The sequence below is a fragment of the Pacificoceanicola onchidii genome, from assembly GCF_004804335.1.
In the GTDB taxonomy this organism is placed as follows: Bacteria; Pseudomonadota; Alphaproteobacteria; order Rhodobacterales; family Rhodobacteraceae; genus Pacificoceanicola; species Pacificoceanicola onchidii.
Genome location: NZ_SRXY01000009.1, coordinates 122,814 through 142,714, shown reverse-complemented (window position 1 = coordinate 142,714; position 19,901 = coordinate 122,814). Strand labels below are relative to the sequence as shown.

17 protein-coding genes are annotated in these 19,901 nt (G+C 61.6%); 6 read left to right on the top strand and 11 right to left on the bottom strand.

From position 1 onward, the window contains the following. Positions 1–43 precede the first annotated feature (43 nt). From E4662_RS21080 to tsf, 3 genes are all read left to right on the top strand, one after another. The gene (locus tag E4662_RS21080) at positions 44–1,342 is read left to right on the top strand and encodes a HupE/UreJ family protein (protein WP_136443611.1); all 1,299 of its coding nucleotides are present in this window, start codon (positions 44–46) and stop codon (positions 1,340–1,342) included. A gap of 286 nt (positions 1,343–1,628) precedes the next feature. Further along, complete coding sequence (gene rpsB, locus E4662_RS21075; RefSeq protein WP_136443610.1) at positions 1,629–2,402, top strand: 30S ribosomal protein S2; 774 nt, start codon at positions 1,629–1,631, stop codon at positions 2,400–2,402. Between the two features lie 96 nt (positions 2,403–2,498). Beyond that, the gene (tsf, locus tag E4662_RS21070; protein WP_136443609.1) at positions 2,499–3,374 is read left to right on the top strand and encodes a translation elongation factor Ts; all 876 of its coding nucleotides are present in this window, start codon (positions 2,499–2,501) and stop codon (positions 3,372–3,374) included. Positions 3,375–3,835: 461 nt separating this feature from the next. Here tsf and E4662_RS21065 read toward each other — a convergent pair whose 3' ends face one another. From E4662_RS21065 to E4662_RS21035, 7 genes are all read right to left on the bottom strand, one after another. Then, positions 3,836–4,600, bottom strand: coding sequence for a helix-turn-helix transcriptional regulator (locus E4662_RS21065; protein ID WP_136443608.1), 765 nt, complete (start codon positions 4,598–4,600; stop codon positions 3,836–3,838). Between the two features lie 328 nt (positions 4,601–4,928). Continuing rightward, positions 4,929–6,152: an acyl-CoA dehydrogenase gene (locus E4662_RS21060; protein WP_136443687.1), complete on the bottom strand. Its 1,224-nt coding sequence runs from the start codon at positions 6,150–6,152 to the stop codon at positions 4,929–4,931. A gap of 166 nt (positions 6,153–6,318) precedes the next feature. Further along, positions 6,319–7,107 (bottom strand): FAD binding domain-containing protein, encoded by a 789-nt coding sequence (locus E4662_RS21055; protein ID WP_136443607.1) that lies wholly within the window; start codon positions 7,105–7,107, stop codon positions 6,319–6,321. Between the two features lie 106 nt (positions 7,108–7,213). After that, the gene (locus E4662_RS21050) at positions 7,214–9,574 is read right to left on the bottom strand and encodes a xanthine dehydrogenase family protein molybdopterin-binding subunit (protein ID WP_136443606.1); all 2,361 of its coding nucleotides are present in this window, start codon (positions 9,572–9,574) and stop codon (positions 7,214–7,216) included. A gap of 101 nt (positions 9,575–9,675) precedes the next feature. Continuing rightward, complete coding sequence (locus E4662_RS21045; RefSeq protein WP_136443605.1) at positions 9,676–10,161, bottom strand: (2Fe-2S)-binding protein; 486 nt, start codon at positions 10,159–10,161, stop codon at positions 9,676–9,678. 61 nt (positions 10,162–10,222) lie between these two features. Beyond that, entirely contained in the window at positions 10,223–10,744 is a 522-nt protein-coding gene (locus E4662_RS21040) for an SRPBCC family protein (protein ID WP_136443604.1), read from the bottom strand. A gap of 334 nt (positions 10,745–11,078) precedes the next feature. Further along, positions 11,079–12,629, bottom strand: coding sequence for a helicase HerA-like domain-containing protein (locus E4662_RS21035; protein WP_136443603.1), 1,551 nt, complete (start codon positions 12,627–12,629; stop codon positions 11,079–11,081). Between the two features lie 393 nt (positions 12,630–13,022). Here E4662_RS21035 and E4662_RS21030 point away from each other — a divergent pair, with 393 nt between their 5' ends. The 3 genes from E4662_RS21030 to E4662_RS21020 all read left to right on the top strand — a co-directional run bounded on the left by E4662_RS21030 (position 13,023) and on the right by E4662_RS21020 (position 16,397). After that, entirely contained in the window at positions 13,023–13,538 is a 516-nt protein-coding gene (locus E4662_RS21030) for a fasciclin domain-containing protein (protein ID WP_136443602.1), read from the top strand. Positions 13,539–13,929: 391 nt separating this feature from the next. Beyond that, positions 13,930–14,547, top strand: a complete 618-nt coding sequence (locus tag E4662_RS21025) for an invasion associated locus B family protein (RefSeq protein ID WP_136443601.1) — start codon at positions 13,930–13,932, stop codon at positions 14,545–14,547. A gap of 182 nt (positions 14,548–14,729) precedes the next feature. Then, positions 14,730–16,397 (top strand): hypothetical protein, encoded by a 1,668-nt coding sequence (locus E4662_RS21020; protein ID WP_136443600.1) that lies wholly within the window; start codon positions 14,730–14,732, stop codon positions 16,395–16,397. A 223-nt stretch (positions 16,398–16,620) separates the two neighbouring features. Here the strand turns inward: E4662_RS21020 and lpxB are convergent, their stop codons facing one another. From lpxB to fabZ, 4 genes are read right to left on the bottom strand one after another with little or no spacing between them, the layout of a single operon-like run. After that, complete coding sequence (lpxB, locus tag E4662_RS21015) at positions 16,621–17,781, bottom strand: lipid-A-disaccharide synthase (RefSeq protein WP_136443599.1); 1,161 nt, start codon at positions 17,779–17,781, stop codon at positions 16,621–16,623. Next, positions 17,781–18,578 (bottom strand): LpxI family protein, encoded by a 798-nt coding sequence (locus tag E4662_RS21010; RefSeq protein ID WP_240705277.1) that lies wholly within the window; start codon positions 18,576–18,578, stop codon positions 17,781–17,783. The genes lpxB and E4662_RS21010 overlap by 1 nt, the downstream gene beginning before the upstream one ends. A gap of 5 nt (positions 18,579–18,583) precedes the next feature. Beyond that, the gene (gene lpxA / locus E4662_RS21005; RefSeq protein WP_136443598.1) at positions 18,584–19,372 is read right to left on the bottom strand and encodes an acyl-ACP--UDP-N-acetylglucosamine O-acyltransferase; all 789 of its coding nucleotides are present in this window, start codon (positions 19,370–19,372) and stop codon (positions 18,584–18,586) included. Next, positions 19,369–19,830: a 3-hydroxyacyl-ACP dehydratase FabZ gene (fabZ, locus tag E4662_RS21000; protein ID WP_136443597.1), complete on the bottom strand. Its 462-nt coding sequence runs from the start codon at positions 19,828–19,830 to the stop codon at positions 19,369–19,371. The genes lpxA and fabZ overlap by 4 nt, the downstream gene beginning before the upstream one ends. Positions 19,831–19,901 lie beyond the last annotated feature (71 nt).

The window sequence follows — 19,901 nt, the reverse complement described above, 5'->3', positions numbered from 1 at the left end:
TGAATGCGTCAGGTTAGTCCCCGGACAGTGAGGGGATCTATGTATGCGCATCCTATTGGCATGTTTGATGGTTTTGGCGTCTGTCACGGGGGCTGCCTCGCATGAGGTTCAGCCCGCTATTGGCGATCTGACCATCTCTTCCGGGCGTCTGGAACTGGTGATCGAGCTTGATGCGGAGGCCATCGTCTCCGGGGCTGATCTGCAGGGCATTTTCAACACCAACGAAACGCCGTTTTCTGATGACATCGACGCCATGCGGGCGCTGCCGCCCGAAGACATGGGGCAAAAGCTGCGCGGCGAACAGGATGCCATCATTCGCGGGCTGGCCATCAAGGCGGATGAAACCTTGCTTGACGTGTCCGTCACCGGGTTTCTGGTGCCCCCGGCTAGCGAGCAGGAAATCGCGCGCCGCACGGTCATGACCTTCGAGGCCGATGTGCCCGCCGGTGCGTCAAACGTCGATGTCAGCTGGCCTGCGCAATACGGCACGCTGATCCTGCGCCAGCAGGGTGTCTCGGAGCCCTACACCGGGTATCTGTCCGGCGAAAGCAGCGGGCCGATTGCCGTGGCCGGGGGCGATGCCAAAGGCGCCATGGCGACCTTTGCCGAATACATCCCCGTGGGGTTTGACCACATTCTGCCCAAAGGGCTGGACCACATCCTCTTTGTGCTGGGCCTGTTTTTCCTCTCGACCCGGCTTGGCACGCTGATCTGGCAGATTTCGGCTTTTACACTGGCCCACACGGTGACGCTGGCGCTTGGCGCTTTGGGGTATGTGAACATCCCCGGCAGCATCGTCGAGCCGATCATCGCCGCTTCCATCGTCTATGTGGCGGTTGAAAACATCGTGTCGGACAAGCTGCACCGCTGGCGGCCTTTGGTGATCTTTGTCTTCGGTCTCTTGCACGGGCTTGGCTTTGCCAGCGTTCTGGGCGAATTCGGCCTGCCGCAGGGACAGTTTGTACCGGCCCTCATCGGCTTCAACATCGGTGTCGAGATCGGCCAGCTGACGGTGATCGCCATGGCCTTTGTGCTGGTCGTGCTGGCGCAGCGGATCGACGATGGCGACGGAGACATTCGCACGGGGCAGATCGTCTACGGTGTGCTGGCGCTGGCTTTCGTCGGCCTGAGTTTTGCCCTGAACGGGCCGGGTTTTGTGGACAGCATGGGGGCAGGGGCCCCGGTGTTCTTCTGGCCCGTAGCGGCGCTCTGCGCTCTGTGCTTCCTGTCGGTGACGTTCCTTGACCAACTCCAGGCCTACCGCCGCTTCGTCGCCGTGCCCGCCTCGGTCGGGATCGCACTGGTCGGGGCGTTCTGGTTTGTGGAGCGGGTGTTTCTTTAAACGGACGGACCTTGAGCGGTCATTTTGAGGCAGGGTCCCGGACTTGATCCGGGACTTCTTGGCCAAAGCGTAAGCCGCGCCTGTGGCGAGCGGATTGAGCGCTCAACACCAATTCCGCCCATTCCCCAATCCCCCCTTGCACTCCCGGTCAAACCGCTCTAAAGGCACGCGCACGAACCCCGCAGGCGGGGGCGGGCCTCTTGGACAGACATCCCCAAAGGTCCACCGGTTGAGGCAACTGCCTTGATCCCCCGCCGAGGAAATGAAACCGGAAAGGAATAGAAGCATGGCTCTTCCCGAGTTCACCATGCGTCAGCTGCTCGAAGCTGGCGTTCATTTTGGCCACCAGACGCAGCGCTGGAACCCCCGCATGGGCGAGTTCATCTACGGTGCGCGCAATGGCATCCACATCATGGACCTCACCCAGACCGTTCCGCTGCTGGACCAGGCGCTGAACGCAATCCGTGACACCGTTGCCAAAGGCGGCCGCGTTCTCTTCGTCGGCACCAAGCGTCAGGCGGCTCAGCCGATCGCAGACGCCGCTGAGAAATGCGCACAGTACTACATGAACCACCGCTGGCTCGGCGGCACGCTGACCAACTGGCAGACCGTGTCCCAGTCCATCAACCGCCTGAAGGCGATTGACGAGACCATGGAGCAGGGCGCCGAAGGCCTGACCAAGAAAGAGCGTCTTGGCATGGAACGTGACCAGCAGAAGCTCGAAGCTTCGCTGGGCGGCATCCGCGAAATGGGCGGTGTTCCGGACATGCTCTTCGTCATCGACGTCAAGAAAGAAGCACTGGCCGTGGCCGAAGCCAACAAGCTGGGTATCCCGGTTGTTGCCATCGTCGACACCAACTGCTCGCCCGAAGGCGTGGACTACATCATCCCGGGCAACGACGACGCGGCCCGCGCGATTGCTCTGTACTGTGACCTCGTCTCCCGCGCGGCCCTCGACGGCATGACCGGCCAGATGGAAGCCGCAGGCGTTGACCTCGGCGCGCTCGAAGAAGCGCCCGTCGAAGAGGTTCTGGCCGAGGCCGAAGCACAGGGCGAATAATCGCCGGTCTGTCTTAGGACTGACATCTCACTGTGACAGATCGGGGCAGGCCATCGCGGGCCTGCCTCAACACGACAAATTCGAGGAGAGCCAATCATGGCTATTTCTGCAAAGCAGGTGAAAGAACTGCGCGAAATGACTGCCGCTGGCATGATGGATGCCAAAAAAGCGCTGGTCGAAACCGATGGCGACATGGAGGCGGCTGTTGACTGGCTGCGCACCAAGGGTCTCGCCAAGGCCGCCAAGAAGTCCGGCCGTACCGCCGCTGAGGGCCTCGTGGCCGTCAAGGTCGACGGTGGCAAAGGTGTTGCCGTCGAGGTGAACTCCGAAACCGACTTCGTTGGCAAGAACGCCGAATTCCAGGGCATGGTTGCCAGCATCGCCGGTGCCGCCATGGGTGTTGCCGACGTTGACGCGCTGAAAGAAGCCGAAGTCGAAGGCAAGAAAGTCGCTGACCTGATCACCGACAAGATCGCCACCATCGGCGAGAACATGTCCCTGCGCCGCATGGCGTCCGTGACCGGCGACGTGGTTGCCTCCTACGTGCACAACGCGGCAGCCGGTGGCATGGGCCAGATCGGCGTGCTCGTGGCGCTCAAGGGCGGCGACGAAGCGTTCGGCAAGCAGGTTGCCATGCACATCGCAGCGGCCAACCCGCAGGCCCTCAACGAAGCCGAACTCGACCCGGCCGTTGTTGAGAAGGAAAAGCAGGTTCAGATCGACATCGCCAAGGAATCCGGCAAGCCGGACGCCGTGATCGAGAAAATGATCGTGGGCCGCATGAAGAAGTTCCTCGCCGAAGTGACCCTCACCGGTCAGCAGTTCGTCATGGACACCGACAAGACCGTTGAGCAGGCCGCAAAAGACGCGGGCGCCGAGATCGTCGGCTTCGTGCGCATGCAGGTTGGTGAAGGCATCGAGAAAGTCGAAGAAGACTTCGCTGCCGAGGTGGCCAAGGCCGCTCAGGGCTAATTCAGCCCCCGCACAGACAATAAGGAACGGCGCGTCCATCTGGGCGCGCCGTTTTTTGTTGCCGACCGATAAAAGCGGGCAGGGGAGGTATCCGGGGCCCCCACGTTTGAGACATTGGGGATGAAGCGGGAGCCCCGGAAAAATGCCGGCCCGGCAAAGGCGGAAATTGCCCTGCCGAAACCAGCGCCGACAAAGCCGGCAAGATCTCAGAGCCCGGACAATACCCGGGGGTAGGACCTCTGTGTTCCATGGCCTAAAGCCACCACTCACGGAACGATTACAGATTGGCAAATGACGCCACGTAAAAAAAGTCGGGATTTCCCGACCTTTTGGATTTCAGGCGTTTTTTACGCAGAATTCACGGTGACTTAGGTGTGATCTTTATCACAGCTTATCAGGCACATAGCCTTCGTTCTTTATGTGACGTTTCGATGACAATCGCCGCCCCGTGGCACAACTGTTCACGTCGCTTCAATAATGTACATCTGGTTGTGAAACGCGGCCTTCGCGACGGCCTGTGCCGTGGTCTCGACATTGAGCGTTTCGCGCGCAAGACGCAGGTGCTTTTCGATCGTTGCCTGGGTCAATCCCATGATCTGCGCGATGTCCTGCATGGTCTTGCCATCGCCAACCCATTCCAGCGCCTCACGCTGTCTCGGCGTCAGGGTCTGATTCTGCAGCGGGACGGGCAGGGTGAGGATTTTCAGGTGAGCGATGTTGTTCAGCAGAACGATATCCTGACCGTGTTCGGCCCAGATCTCATCCGCCTGATCCTGGCTCAGCTCGGCCCGCGTGGTCAGCGAAATTGCGCCCTTGGCGCGGCTGGAGACGGACTTGAAGCTGATCGTGTAGCCCGCGTGCACCTTGTGCGACAGGTTGAACTCCAGAACCTTGCGCTCCTGATCGCTCAGATCGCCGGACGTCACACGCGGCGCCATCACGCGCCAGCTGCAGAAACCCTCATTGGCCAGCGCCCAACGCACCATCGGCGCATTGCGGTACAGGCCACCTTCGACAAACCCTTTGCGATAGGCCGTCGTGTGATTGCTCAGGATGACAAAATCATTGGGATCACCGAGCGAGGTCTCCGTGCGGAAGTTCGTGAAACCATAAATCAGCCGGTCAAACCCGTATGAGGCCATCGTCTCGCAGTGAAGCGCCCAGACGGCCTCGACACTGTCCATGTTCGTCAGTTCGATCAACGTGTCTCGAAATTCAGCCTTCATCGGTCTGGGCTCTCCATGGCAAGGCGTGGTGGACCAAGCGGTGTGTCTGCAAGGACCGGCCTGTGGCGATCATTTCGCGAGGTCGGTACAGGCGCATAGCTAAGCGCGCTCAGGGCAAGCTGTCCAGCGCCGGGACTAAGTATGCCACAGGATTCACGGTAAAAAAATGACCATTTGGTCAATTGGCCCGGACAGTTGTGTCAGGGGGCCATTTCGGCATCCATTATATTTACATAATACCGATTATAAGATGTCCGGACGCCAGATGGGCAACTCGGACAAATCCACCAAGGGCAAGGTTTGAACCCTGCCCCTGATGCGCGCAGGTTCAGAAAAACGCCTGTAGCCCGGTTTGTGCGCGGCCAAGGATCAGCGCGTGCACATCATGCGTGCCTTCATAGGTGTTCACCGTCTCAAGGTTCACCATGTGACGGATCACCTGGAACTCCCCGGAGATGCCATTGCCGCCGTGCATGTCACGGGCCATGCGCGCAATGTCGAGCGCCTTGCCGCAATTGTTGCGCTTGAGGATCGAGATCATCTCCGGCGCGCCCTGCGCCTCATCCATCAAACGTCCGACCCGCAGACAGCCCTGAAGCCCCAGAGATATCTCGGTCTGCATATCCGCCAGTTTCTTCTGGAACAGCTGCGTCTGGGCAATCGGCTTGCCGAATTGCTGCCGGTCCAGCCCGTATTGCCGCGCCGCGTGCCAGCAGAACTCAGCCGCCCCCAGAACGCCCCAGCTGATGCCATAGCGCGCGCGGTTCAGACAGCCGAACGGCCCTTTGAGCCCCTGCACATGCGGCAGGAGCGCGTCTTCACCCACTTCCACATTGTCCATGACCACTTCACCGGTCACAGAGGCGCGCAGCGACAGCTTGTTGCCAATCTTAGGCGCGGACAGGCCCTTGGCACCTTTCTCAAGCACAAAGCCGCGGATCTTGCCGCCATGCGCCTCGGACTTCGCCCAGACCACAAAGACATCCGCAATCGGTGAATTGGAAATCCACATCTTGGAGCCATTGAGCACATAGCCGCCGTCGGTTTTCTTCGCGGTGGTTTTCATGCTGCCCGGATCGCTGCCCGCATCCGGCTCGGTCAGGCCAAAACAACCGATCCACTCCCCGCTCGCCAGCTTGGGGAGGTATTTTTTCCTTTGTTCTTCAGAGCCATAGGCATAAATCGGATACATCACGAGGCTCGACTGAACGCTCATCATCGACCGGTACCCGCTGTCGACCCGCTCAATCTCGCGCGCAACCAAGCCGTAGGAGACGTAAGACGCGCCAATGCCGCCGTATTCCTCCGGCACGGTCACGCCAAGCAGGCCCATCTCGCCCATCTCGGCGAAAACTTCCGGCGCAACGGTTTCTTCCTCGAAAGCCTGCACAACGCGCGGCGCGAGTTTTTCTGCCGCAAAAGCGCGGGCGCCGTCGGCCAGCATCCGCTCTTCTTCGCTCAGCTGATCGTTCAGGCGAAAAGCATCTTCCCAATCGAAACGGCCAAGATCGGGCGCGTCCTTGGCTTTGAGTTTCGGGGTCCCGGGCGTCATCTCGTTCATGGCATCCTCCAACGATTTGAGGCTCAGAATACCCCGATCCGATCTGAGGGAAAGCCCTCGGTGATAAATTTGATCAAATCAATTGCAACAATTCCGGATGGCCACAAAAAACCCGGCCCTGCGTGAACAGGACCGGGCCATATCAACTGCTCCGGGATCAGCCGTTGGCGGCCGCGACAGCGCGTTTGGTCATCACACCCACCAGATGCGCGCGATAGGCGCCAGAGCCGTGCAGATCGCTGATCATGTCGTCGCCAGACACGGACAGGCCGTCGATCGCCTCAGGTGCGAAGTTGCCGGACAGCGCGGCCTCGGCCTCGCTCCAGCGGAACACACCGTCGTTGGATGCGCCTGTGACCGCGACCCGCACATCGCCGCCGGATTTGGTCACAAAGACACCGACAAGCGCAAAGCGGGACGCAGGCTGTTCGAACTTCACATAAGCTGCCTTTTCCGGCACCGGGAAGCTGACGGAGGTGACCACTTCGCCTTCGTCCAGCGCCGTGGTGAACAGGCCCTGGAAGTAGTCGTCCGCCGCGATGGCGCGGCTGTTGGTCGTGATCGTGGCCCCTGCCCCGAGCGCCGCCGCCGGATAACAGGCGGACGGATCGTTGTTGGCAAGGCTGCCGCCAATGGTGCCCCGGTTGCGCACCGCCGGATCACCGATGTTCCCGGCAAGCTGAGCCAGCGCCGGGAAGCTGCCCGCCTCGGCCGCCACGGTCGCATGCGGTGTTGCTCCGCCAATCGTGATTGTACCGCCATCAGCAGACACACCTTGCAGATCCGCGATTCCCGTCAGGCTCACCAGCTTTGACGGCATGGCCAGCCGCTGTTTCAGCGTCGGGATCAGCGTCTGCCCGCCGCTCAGCGCCTGCGCGTCTTCTTCTCCCAGCGCCGCCACCGCCTCATCAAGGCTGCTTGGGCGCACTACATCAAATGCATACATTGTCATTTCTCCCTGGCATTCGAACCGGGGCCGCGCCCCATGTTTCTTTGTGCCAAAAATATCCTCAGGGGGTCCGGGGGCAGAATGCCCCCGGCGCTCTCAGATATCAGCCGTTGATCGCAGACCAGACGCGCGAAGGGCTCAGCGGCATGTCGATATGCCCGATGTCATGCCCGGCGGCGTTCAGTGCATCGAGCACCGCGTTGACCAGCGCCGGCGGCGAACCAATCGCACCCGCTTCGCCGCAGCCTTTCACACCCAGAGGGTTGTGCGTGCAGGGCGTCACGTTGGAATGGTCGACCTTGTAGTACGGCACATCATCCGCGCGCGGCATGGCGTAGTCCATGTAGGACGCGCTCAGAAGCTGGCCGTTCTCGTCATAGGCACAGTTTTCGAGCAGCGCCTGCCCGATCCCCTGCGCCAGACCGCCGTGCACCTGACCTTCCACGATCATCGGGTTGACCACGTTGCCAAAATCATCCGCCGCTGCGAAATCCAGCACCGTAACCTTGCCGGTTTCCGGGTCCACCTCGACCTCGCAGGCATAGGCGCCCGAGGGGTAGGTGAAGTTGGCCGGATCGTAGAAGGCCGTCTCCTCGAGGCCCGGCTCGATGTCTTCGAGCGGGTAGTTGTGCGGCACATAGGCAGCAAGGGTCACATCCCCCCAGGCCACGGATTTGTCCGTGCCCGCAACCGAGAATTGACCATCCTTCAGCTCGATATCCGCCTCGGAGGCCTCTAACAGGTGGGCGGCGATCTTCTTGGCCTTGTTGATGATCTTCTCCGTGGCGCGGACCATAGCCGAGCCACAAACCGCAAGAGACCGCGAGCCATAGGTGCCCATGCCAAACGGGATCTTGGAGCTGTCACCATGGACGATGTCCACCATGCCCTCATCAATCCCGAGCATCTCGGCCACAACCTGCGGGAACACAGTCTCGTGTCCCTGCCCGTGGCTGTGTGCGCCAACCATCACCGAGATCGAGCCAGTGGCATTCACCCGCACCGTCGCCGCGTCATAGAGACCGGCGCGCGCCCCAAGCTGCCCGACGAGGTTCGACGGCGCGATCCCGCAGGCCTCGATGTAGCAGTTCACGCCCAGACCGCGCAGCTTGCCGCGCGATGCGCTCTCGGCCCGGCGAGCGGCAAAGCCTTCGCGGTCGATCATGCTTTCCAGCGTGTCCATGGTCGCATGGTAGTTGCCGGTGTCATATTCCACCGCAACCGGCGTCGCATAGGGGAACTCGGTGATGAAGTTCTGACGGCGCAGCGCGATGGGATCAACGCCCAGCTCCCGCGCGGCCTTGTCCACCAGGCGCTCCAGCTGGAAGGTCGCTTCCGGCCGCCCTGCCCCACGATACGCGTCCACCGCAACCGTGTTGGTAAACACCGCCTTGACGTTCACCTGAACCGCGGGCGTCTTGTAGTTGCCCGCCATCAGCGTGCCGTGCAGCCACGTGGGCACCGAGGAGGCGAAAGTCGACAGATACGCGCCCATGTTGGCGTGTGTGTCGGTGCGCAGACCGGTGAAGTTGTTGTCCGCATCCAGCGCCAGCTCGATCGTGGTCACGTGATCGCGGCCATGGGCGTCAGACATGAAGGCCTCGGAGCGGGTCGAGGTCCACTTGACCGGGCGATTGATCTGCCGCGAGGCAAAGGTCACAAAAGCCTCTTCCGCATAGTGGAAGATCTTCGTGCCAAATCCGCCGCCCACATCCGGGGCCACCACGCGCAGCTTGTGCTCCGGCAAACCCAGAACAAAGGCACCCATCAGCAGCCGAATGACGTGCGGGTTTTGCGAGGTGGTGTAAAGCGTGCTCTCATCGTTGGCGCGGTTGTAATCGCCAAGCGCCACGCGCGGCTCCATCGGGTTTGCCACCAGACGGTTGTTGCGCAGATCCAGCGTGGTCACGTGGGCCGCGTTGGCGAAAGCCTCATCGACGGCGGCCTGATCCGATCCGAACTGCCAGTCATAGCAGAGGTTGTCGCTCAGATCGTCGTGCACCTTGGTCGAGCCAGCCTCCAGGGCGGATTTCATGTCGACCACGGCGGGCAGTTCGGTGATGTCCACCTCGATGGCCTCGGCGGCGTTGCGCGCCTCCTCCAGACTCTCGGCAACCACGGCGGCAATCGGATCGCCCACATGGCGAACCTTGCCTTGCGCCAGCACCGGGTGGCCCGGCTCTTTCATCGCCTCACCGTGCTTGTCCGTCACCTGCCAGCCGCAGGGCAGACCGCCGACCCCTTCGAAGTCCGCGCCGGTGAAAATGCGCACCACGCCGGGCATGCCCGCCGCCGCGCCGGTGTCCACCGAATTGATCGTGCCGTGCGCCACGTCAGAGCGCAGGAAATGCACGTAGGTCTGACCGTAAACGTTGATGTCGTCTGTATAATTTCCGGCGCCTGTCAGAAAGCGGACGTCCTCGCGCCGCTTCGGGCTTGCGCCAATGCCATGATCCTTGGGCATGGTCTCATTCCTCCCTTGGGGGTTGCGGGGCCCAGCCCCGCCCTACCGTGTGTCGGTCCCGTAGGCCGGGGCTGTGCCCCGGCACTCCACGCGAAACCGGCTTACTCTGCAGCGATACTGGTGACGTCCTGACCGGATGCCGCCATGATCGCCTTGACGATGTTGTGGTAGCCGGTGCAGCGGCAAATGTTGCCTTCCAGGTAATCGCGCACCTCGGCCTCCGTCGGCTTGGGGTTATCCCGCAAAAGCGCCGTTGCGGTCATCACCATGCCCGGCGTGCAAAAGCCGCACTGCAAGCCGTGATGCTCCTGGAACGCCGCCTGAACCGCGCTCAGCGTGCCGTCCGGGGCCGCCTCACCTTCGATCGTTGCAACCTCTGCGCCATCGGCCTCAACCGCGAACATGGTGCAGGCTTTTACGTCCTTGCCGTTCACATGCACCACACAGGCGCCGCACTGCGAGGTGTCGCAACCCACATGGGTGCCGGTCAGCCGCAGGTCTTCACGCAAAAACTCGACCAAGAGCGTGTTGCCCTTGACCGACTTGGTGACGGACCGGCCGTTCACCGTCAGTGTAATCTCTGCCATTCTTCTCCTCCCTGGATGTCGAAATATCGGTGTCTGGGTTGGGGTTTGGACCCGCGCCGGCCTATGAGACCAGACGCTTGAACCACCCCTTTTTCTTGTGTTCTGTGCCATGGCCTTCCTCGGCCTCGGCTTCATCGGAGGGGCCTTCGACCGCCTCCTGGAAATTGTTGAAAAACTGGTCGGCCATCTTCTTGGCAAAGCCGTCGATGATGCGGCTGCCAAGCTGCGCCAGCTTGCCGCCAACCTTGGCCTCCACCTCGTAGCTCAGCAACGTGCCGCCGTCCTCACCCGGAGCCAGCGTCACCACCGCGCCGCCCTTGGCAAAACCGGCCGCGCCGCCTTTGCCCTCGCCCGACAGCGTGACCGTGTTCGGGGCGTCCATGTTCGACAGGGTCACCTGCCCTTTGAACGTGGCTTTGACCGGGCCGACTTTTTGCACAACGGTGGCTTCAAATCCCTCTTCCGCGCTGCCCGCCATCTCGGTGCAGCCGGGGACGCACTCTTTCAGGACATCGGGGTTCAAAATGGCTGTCCAGACCACATCCTGCGGCGCGGCTATCTGCCGGGAATCGCTCATTTGCATTGGCTGTTCCTCTCTCTTGAGACCAGCCTAGGCCGGTTTCGTAACATTGGCATATTAGACCAAGGGTGTAGAATGACCCTCTCCCGGAGGTCAGGCCAGTGTCCTGCGCTCCGGTTCCGTCTTGTCTGGTCTGCTCGTCTCATAACGGACAGTGCGCAACCTGCGGCACAGTGGTCAAGGCGGCAATCCCTGAAAAATTGCTGAAAGCGAGTCGCGGGGAGTTCGATTATCTGTTTGAAAACAAGCCGCTGAAACACAAAACTCATGCAGTGCACGAGCTTCCTCCTGCACCGCTCAACCCTTCAAAAAAGCAATTGCCGTTTGACGGGCCGCGCTACCGTCCCTTGAATAAACCACCCAACAGCCCGCGCACGATGCGGCGGCCCGTGGTGCCGGTCAGTTCCTTGACCACCATGTCCTGCATCTGCTGGCCAAAACTCTTGGACCGTGACGAACGCCGTACCGGTTTCGAGGTCGAGCGCCCCACCCTGCTGCCGGAATAGCGCCGCCCGGCGTTGTATTCGCGCTGCGCCGCCTCCTGCTCTTCCTCAAGCCGTTCCGCCTCTTCCGCCGCCTTGGCCGCAGCCTCCGCGCGGGCCTTGAGCATCTCATAGGCGGAATTGCGGTCCAGCTTCGCCTCATATTTTCCGGACAGCGCCGAGGCTCCGATCACGCCGCCCCGCTCTGCCGGGGTGATCGGCCCAAGCTGCGACGAGGGCGGGCGGATCAACGTGCGCTGCGCCATGCCCGGCACGCCCTTTTTCTGGAGCATGGAGGTCACCGCCTCCCCGACCCCGACCTCTCGGATCGCTTCCTCGATGTCGAATTCCGGGTTCTCGCGATAGGTTTCCGCCGCCAGCCGCAGCGCCTTGCGGTCCCGCGCCGTGAACGCCCGCAGCGCATGTTGCACGCGGTTGCCAAGCTGGCCGAGGATGTCTTCGGGAATGTCATCGGGGCTTTGCGTGATGAAATAGACCCCAACGCCCTTGGAGCGGATCAGGCGGGCAACCTGCTCCACCTTGTCCACCAGCGCCTTGGGCGCGCCGTCAAACAACAGATGCGCCTCGTCAAAGAAGAACACCAGCTTCGGCTTGTCCGGATCGCCCACCTCGGGCAGTTCCTCGAACAGTTCCGACAGGAGCCAGAGCAGGAAGGTCGCATAGAGCCGCGGGCTCTGCATCAGCGTGTCGGCGGCGAGGATGTTCACCCGCCCGCGCCCTTCGCTGTCCGTGAACATGAAATCCGACAGATCCAGCGCAGGCTCGCCGAACAACTCCGCCCCGCCCTGGTTTTCAAGCACCAGCAGGCGGCGCTGGATGGCGCCCACGCTGGCGGTGGAAATATTGCCGTAGCGCAGCCCCAGCGCCGCGCGGTTCTCGCCAACCCAGACCAGCATCGCCCGCAGATCATTCAGATCCAGCAGCGGCAGCCCCTCTTCATCGGCCACGCGGAACGCAATGTTCAGAACGCCTTCCTGCGCCTCGGACAGCTCCAGCAGCCGCGCCAGCAGAAGCGGCCCCATCTCGGCCACGGTCGTGCGCACCGGATGACCCTGCTTGCCAAACAGGTCCCAGAAGGTGACCGGGAAAGCCTCGTAGCCGAAGTTGTCAAAACCGATGGTCTGGCAGCGTTCCATGAACGGACCGTGCAGCTTGCCGCCCGGATCACCCGCCTTGGCCATGCCGGACAGATCGCCTTTGACGTCGGCCATGAACACTGGCACACCGGCCTTGCAGAACCCTTCGGCGAGGATTTGCAGCGTGACCGTTTTGCCGGTTCCCGTCGCCCCGGCCACCAATCCGTGACGGTTGGCATACTTTAACGTGAGGTGCTGTTTCTCGCCGTAATCAGCCCCGCCGCCGCCAACAAAAATCCCGTCACTCATCTGCCTGTCTCCCGATGTTCCTGTCGTTTTACGTCAAATCAGCCCCGACAACGCGGACAAAATTGCGGGATTTACCCCGTGTCCAGTGCCGCAGGATTCCTGCAAAACGCCATTGAACATACATCCTTAACCTTTTTGTTCCATAGTGCTTTTGCCGGGAATGACATGTCCTCTCCTATTTCCGGCAGACTTCCTCCCTGTCAGACTGGCCGCGCCTCTTGGCGCGGCTTTTTTTGTCCTGACGCAACGTTATCGACAGACGCCCCCGGGCTGATCACATGTTTTCACGGACGCGTGAGGCCAACAATCCACAGCCCCTGACGCTGCGTAGCCCTTGCACTGAACAATCAGAAAACAGGGTGCACGATGCCCCGCCATCAAGGAGACGACCTCATGAAACTAACTCTCAAAACCGCGGCCGCAGCGCTGGCTTTCACGGTTGCGGCCGGGGCCGCCACCGCCAACACCATCGTCGACATCGCAGCCGGCGATGAGCGCTTCTCGACCCTCGTCGCCGCCGTGCAGGCCGCCGGTCTTGCCGAGACTCTCTCCGGTCCGGGCCCCTTCACCGTGTACGCTCCGGTCAATGACGCCTTCGCCGCCCTGCCCGACGGCACCGTGGACACGCTCCTGAAGCCTGAAAACAAAGGCCAATTGACCAATGTACTGCTCTATCACGTCGATGATCGCAAGCTCATGGCCGACATGATCCCGGCTGGCTCCAACTACTTCAAGCCGGTCCTGACCAGCGAGCGCCTATGCATCAGCGCCGGGGCCGATGGCGTCAAGATTGCCGATGGTACCGGTGCCATGGCCAATGTCATCATCGCGGACATCCAGGCCGAGAACGGCGTGATCCACGTGATCGACAAGGTCCTGCTGCCGGGCACCCGTCCCGCCTGCCACTGATAGCGCCTGAGCTGCGGGCGCATACAACATGAATTGCGCCTGCGTGTTATCGCAACCAAGTCTTGCCGAGCGCTCATTTTGCGCTAGGGCAAGACTTCGGTAACTTTTTGAACTCCGGGAGAAAAATTCCCGAAAAAACCCTGTTGACCACGGCCTGCAACTTTCGTAGCGTCTGCCTCAATGAAAAGTCGGCCAGTCCGACAGGGAGCAAAACGGAAAGGGGCCCGGTGTGTGGCCCCTTTCCTTTTCGACAAGAGATTTTGTCGAATCCAGCCACCCTCCCCCGGCATTTTTTCGCGCTGAGTGAACAGGTCAGGTATTTCCGCACTGACAGCCCCGGTTGGACATGGTAAGCGGTTCGGCAACCATAAAGAGGATTTTTGAGGACTTCATGACACGACCCCTTCTTCTTCTGTCGCTGCTTGCAGCCTTGGGCGCAGCACCGGCCATGGCGCAGGAAACCACCGAAACCGAACAGGCCCCGGCTGGCAGCACCAACATTGGCGGCGAACTTGACCTCGGAGAGGCCGACACGGACGCCCCGGCGCAGCCCGGTCAGCCGCAGACCTACATCAAGGAAACCTTCAACGACTGGTCGCTGCAGTGCCTTCAGATCGAAGAAGCCGAAGACGTCTGTCAGATGTACCAGTTGCTCAAGGATGAGGCCGGCGCCTCCGTTGCCGAAGTCAGCATCTTCAAACTGAACAATGGCGGCCGCGCGGTTGCGGGCGGCACCTTTGTCGTACCGCTCGAAACGCTGCTGACGCAAAAGCTCAGCGTCTCCGTCGATGGCGGACAGGCCCGCCGCTACGAGTACAGCTTCTGTGCGCCGGTCGGCTGCTACGCCCGCGTCGGCTTCACCCAGGAAGACATCAACCGCTTCAAGGCGGGGGCCAAGGCCGTCGTCTCTCTCGTGCCCGCGCTGGCGCCGGATCAGAAAGTGACCGTCGAGATGTCCCTCAGCGGCTTCACCGCCGCCTTTGATCAGGCGTCTTCGCTGAACCAGTAAACCCGGTTCCATCCGGTCCCAAGCCCCCGTCAGCGCAGGTTGACGGGGGCTTTTTTCGTTCAACCATTGGTTTTCAGACATCAAGGCTTGATCGGAAAGGCAAAACCGTCATTCTGCATTAACCTTTTTTTCAAATCCGCGCGGCCTGCCCCGCGCTGTTTTTTTGCCCATCGGAGACTGCCATGGCTGACGCCGCACACACTGCCCAGACCGCGAAGAAATACGCAGGCTATGCCAAGGACGCAGCCGGGAAAATGGAGGCCTGGCACAAGGAAGCGGCCAAGCTTTCCGACGCGGGCAAGACACTGAACGATTTTCAAGAGGTCATGAAAGGCCTGACCTGGACGACAAAGCTCGCCGCCGGGCTTGGGGTGGCTTCATTTGCGATTTCGGCGATTGCCTCATTCCTGCCGGTCGAAACCAAGGAGGATCAGATCTTCAACGCTGTGAACCGGCTGAGCCAGCAGGTGGATGATCTGCACTCCGAAATCAAGGCTGCCTTCAAGAATCTGGACAAGAAGATCGCCCTCGACCGCGTCAAAATCGGGCTCAAGCCGCATATCGACAAGGTGCATGGTGCGACAAACAAATTGGCGATTATTGCGGGACGCCGTGCCAAGGACAAAAATGCCGACATCTCGGACATCGAAAGTGATCTCAAGCGCATCAACCCCAATGATCTGAGTGACGCAGTCTATGCGATTGCCTCCGCCTTTACGGCCACGACACACGACGACAATCTGCTGTCTCTGACCTTTGAGGTGAACTACGCGGACCCGCGCGAAGTGATCCGCGTTGCCGCCAAATATCAGGCCGTCGCCCTGGCGGCGCTCAGCGCCTATACGGCGGTCAAGATGATTGAAAAGCGCGACAGCAAAGGCAGCGCGCTGACGGATGCAGAGGCCAACGGGGTCATTTCCGATGCTGCCGGGGATTCCGGCAACCCTGCGACCCTTTCGGCCTCCGTGAACCGCATTGGCGAAGCCATCGAGACCCAGACCAAACGCTGCTACAATCGCGCAGAGCGCGCAGCTCAAGTCGCGCGCTATTTCAGCGAACATCTGGAAAGCGATAACCGATCCAAACTCGGCAATTGTCAGGCCTATTCAGAAACAATGGTCAGCCTTCTGCACAAGCGCTTCCCCTATCTGAATTTCACGGTTCTCGTCTATTGGGGCTATGCGGGTGCTGAGAAGCACGGCTGGTACGTGAACGGAGATGATTACGGGTTCATCGTTCGCAAACGTGTCGATTACACCGGGGAGAAAAAAACCGATCCCGAAGACACGCGTATGCTGATGATCTATTCCGCGCCGCGTACCGTCGAGGGCGATCCGCCGCTGCACAAGATGCCAAACCTGCCAACGCCCAGCCCCACGCGCAAAAAGGCTCTGTCACAGTTGTCCGACTTGGCGAACCAACCAAAACGCGGCGGGATTTTCAAAGACACGCAGTTCCTCACCCGCTGGCATCGCACACATATCGATGGAAGCCTGACGGATGACTACATCAGGGGGTTCTACCCGGCGCTTATGGGCCGAAGCTCTCTTCCTCCGCTTTATCACGTCCTAGAGGAAAAAGGGTGGGAAAGCGGTGATTTCGTCTGGTGTGCTTATACCAAGGGGGCCGATGAATATGCGATTACTGTTTATGATATCGACCCGAAAACCGGCGGCTATGTCAAACCCAAGGATAAGGACGTCCAGACATCGCTGAACACGGTGATGGGTGTGACCAGCCAGAACCGCATCGGCCTTGTGTCCAAACATTATAACGAACCCGGCGAACACCTCTGGACGCTGGACTGCGAGTATTATCAATGGCTCGTGGTCTGGGACGATCAGCACTAAATGGGCGCTGGGCCCAACGTGGACTGAGCGCATGCCGCGTCTATCGACGGGCCGTGGTACGGCGATCCCACCTCTGATCCCCTCGATTTATCCCCGCCACTGGCGCGCTAGTTATGTGTAGCTCAATACGACAACCCAATCGCCGTGCCGTGCGGACGGCCCGTCGATAGGCGCGGCGGCCTGCGGCCTTTGCTCCGCGCCTGTGGTGAGCGGAATGGCCCGCTCAATGCTTCGTCGCTGATCCCGCCAGACCGTTCAGCACGGCCCGCGCCGCGCGTAATCCGGGAAAGTCCTGCCCCTGCCCCAGCCGTTCCATCGTCAGCGCCATGGCCGCTTTCTGATCTCCGGGATCGGCCAGCACCGATAGCACACCGTCGGCAATCGGCTCCGGCAGGCATTTCTGCCCGATGAACTCCGGCACCGCGCGGGTCTCGGACACCAGGTTAACCAAAGTCACCGTATCCACGAGCAGCATCCGCCCGATAATCTGGCGCGACAGCCAGCTCATGTCATAGGCGATCACCATCGGCGTACCCGCCGCCGCAAGCTCCAGCGACACCGTGCCGGACGCCGCCAAGGCCACATCCGCCGCCCGAAACGCCGCGCGCTTCTCTGCGCCATCGGCGTCCTGATCAGGCGTGATGATCAGCGGCGCGCCGGGCCAACCCGCCACCGCCTCCTGCACCGTCTTCGCCACATTCGGCGCGGCAGGAAGCACCAACCGCAAATCCGGCCGCGCGTCATGCAAACGCGCCGCGACGTCCGTGAAAATCGGCATGAGCCGGGCAATTTCGGACCGGCGCGAACCGGGCAGCATCAGCGCCATCGGCCCATCTATCCCGTGCCGCGCCCGGAACGCCTCAGCCTCTGTCTCGCTCGCCTGCGGGTCCATCACCACCGGATGGCCGACAAAATCGCAATCAATCCCCGCCGCTTCCATATAGGGCGGCTCAAACGGCAACAGCGCGAGCACCTGATCCACATGGCTCGCCATCTTCTTCGCCCGCCCCGGACGCCATGCCCAGACCGTCGGCGCCACGTAATGCACCACACGCACATCGCTCACCGCCTTGACCAAGCGGTTCACCCGTAACGAAAATTCCGGCAGGTCGATGGTGATCAGCACGTCCGGCTTCTCTGCGATCACCGCATCCGCCGTTTGGCGAATGCGCGCTTTTAGCTGGCGGTATTCCTTCAGGATTTCGCCGATCCCCATGATCGAAATCTCATCCATGGGAAACAGGCTATCAAGCCCCTCGGCCTCCATCCTTGGCCCGCCAATGCCCCGGAAGGTCACCTCCGGCATCAGCTCTTTTAACCCCTGCATCAGGGCCGCGCCCAGCTTGTCGCCCGAGGCTTCCCCGGCTGTGATAAAGACACGCATCACTCAGGCCTTTCCCGAACCCAGAGAAACAGGCCCGCCTCGTCCAAAATCCGCAGCACCTCGGCCCGGTCCAGAACCATCACGCCGCCCGCTTCGATCACCAGCCCCGACAGGCCCAGTTCCACCGCGCGCCGCGCCGTTTCTGCGCCGATCACCGGCAGGTCCGCGCGCCGGTCCTGCCCCGGTTTGGGCGCTTTGTAGAACACCGCCCCCGGTGCGGGGCTGAGCCGCGCCAGCATGGCGTCCGTACCATCCTGACCTTCGCGGGCGATCACCGCGCCGCCGGTCACAACGCAGGCCTGCCCGAGATCATCTGTTGCTTGCGCATGGCTCACCGCATCACCTTGTTCGGCGGCGCGGAAGACCGCGTCCTGCGGCTCTGCCCGGGTCAGAACGCCAGCCTCCGGGAGCAGCGACGGGGCCACCTCATGTGCCGCGACCACCTCGAACCCGGCGTCCTCGATCAACCCCATGGCGATGCGCAGCGCACCATCGTCGCCCTGCCGAAGCGCGCGCCGGATTCGCGGCAGCATCCGCATCGTGGCAAGATCGAGTTTCATCAGCGAGAGCCCGGGCCGGTCCACCGCGCCACACAGGCACAGCCGTGTCACACCGGCTTTTCGCAGCCTGTTCAGAAAGCCGCCAAGCCGTTCGAGCGAAAACACATGTGCCGGGATTACCCCGTCCGGCTCCGACCCGCGCAACGCGCAGATCACCGGTGTTTCGGGCAAGGCCGAGACCACGGCCGCAGGCAACGCGCCCCGGCCCGCAATCAGCGCCAGCTTGCCCTCCGTCAAAACGATCAGCCCGGCGTCAGGAAAGAACGGTCAGTCTCGCCGAGCACGAAGTCGACGATCTCGCGCACGTAATCGCTCTGGGTTTCATCGCCCAAACGCCGCGCCCGATCCTGAAACGCCCCCTCGCCCTGCGCCAGCATCTGGAAGGCGGCGCGCAGCGCGGTGATGTCCGAGCGGGCCACGCCCTTGCGTTTGAGACCGACAAGGTTCAGCCCGTCGAGTTTGCCGCGCGGGGCCTGCACGAGACCATAGGGAATGACGTCATTCGTCACCATGGTGACCGCGCCAATGATCGCGCCTTTGCCGATGCGCACCCATTGGTGCACCCCCGAGAGCCCGCCGATGATCACGTCGTCTTCGAGCACGCAATGCCCGGCCAGCGCGGCAGAGTTCACCACGATCACCCGATCGCCCACCTGCGCATCATGCGCCACGTGGCAACCGGCCATAAACAAACCATCGTCGCCGACGCGGGTCACGCCGCCGCCGCCTTCGGTGCCGGTGTTCATGGTCACATGCTCGCGGATGCGGTTGCGCTTGCCGATGATCAGCTTCGAAGCTTCGCCCTTGAACTTCAGATCCTGCGGAATCTCGCCCAGAACGGTGAACGGGAAGACCACCGTATCATCGCCAATCTCCGTCTGCCCGGTGACCACCACATGGCTCTTGAGCACCACGTTCTGGCCCAAAACAACCTCCGGGCCGACGTGGCAGAACGGGCCGATATAACAGCCGTCTCCCAGCACCGCGCCCTCTTCGACAATGGCGCCCGGATGGATCGTGGCCGGGGTCACGCGGGGATGTCCATCATGGCGGTGAACTCGACCTCTGCGGCCATCTCGCCTTCAACCTCGGCCACGCCGCCGAATTTCCAGACCTTGCCGCCGGGCTTGCCGCGCAGCGTGGTCAGCTTCATCAAAAGCTGATCGCCGGGCACCACCTTGCGGCGGAACTTGCACTTGTCGATGGCCATGAAATAGACCTTCAGTTCCTTGTCCGCCATATCCAGCGCGGTGCCGACCATCACGGCGGCGGTCTGTGCCATGGCCTCGACAATGGTCACACCCGGCATGATCGGCATGCCCGGGAAATGGCCCTGGAAATGCGGCTCGTTCATGGTCACGTTCTTGATCCCCGTGGCCGACTGCGTGCCGTCGATGTCCACCACCCGGTCCACCAGAAGGAATGGGTAGCGGTGCGGAATAATCCGTTGGATCAACTGGATGTCAGCGCTGAGCAGCGTGTCGGTCATGGCCCGTGTCCTTGTTCTTTGTCTTGCCCCGTGACTAGCAACAGGGGCGGCGCGGGGCAAGCACCCGGCCT